The sequence below is a fragment of the Enterobacter sp. IF2SW-B1 genome (assembly GCF_001743375.1).
GTDB classification, from domain to species: Bacteria; Pseudomonadota; Gammaproteobacteria; order Enterobacterales; family Enterobacteriaceae; genus Enterobacter; species Enterobacter bugandensis.
This window is the reverse complement of record NZ_MJAA01000293.1, coordinates 1-410: the sequence shown is the minus strand read 5'-3', so window position 1 is coordinate 410 and position 410 is coordinate 1. Positions and strand designations below refer to the sequence as shown.

The 410-nt window shown below is 70.0% G+C and carries 2 pseudogenes; one reads left to right on the top strand and one right to left on the bottom strand.

What is annotated here, in order from left to right:
* Positions 1 to 172: pseudogene (locus A6013_RS26405) on the bottom strand (myo-inosose-2 dehydratase); the annotation flags it as partial.
* Here A6013_RS26405 and A6013_RS24440 point away from each other — a divergent pair.
* Positions 166 to 410 (top strand): annotated as a pseudogene (locus A6013_RS24440) (2-deoxy-5-keto-D-gluconate 6-phosphate aldolase domain-containing protein); the annotation flags it as partial. The pseudogenes A6013_RS26405 and A6013_RS24440 sit on opposite strands and share 7 nt — an antisense overlap.

Sequence of the window (410 nt, the reverse complement as noted above, 5' to 3'; positions counted from 1 at the left end):
GCACGGCGGCGATCTCCGCCTCCACGCTGCGCTCCAGCAGGCGGCCGGAGTACCCGCCGGAGACCAGCTGCAGGTCGTGGCGCTGCAAAATCGGGCCAAGCAGGCGCGCTTCCCGCGGGAATTTGTTGCCCAGCTCAAAGCCCGCCTCCCCGGCCTCTGTCCCGTCGGGCAGGGCTCGAGCTGTTGCTGGAGGTCATCCTGCCCGCCAGCATGCCGCGCAGCGACGAGCTCTACCTGCGCGCCTTTTCCCGCTTCTACAACCTGGGCATTTACCCGGACTGGTGGAAGCTGCCGCCGCTTTCCGCCGACGGCTGGACGGCGCTCGGCGAGATTATCGTACGCCGGGACCCGCACTGCCGCGGCGTGGTGATCCTCGGTCTGGACGCTCCGGCGGAACAGCTGCGCGCGGG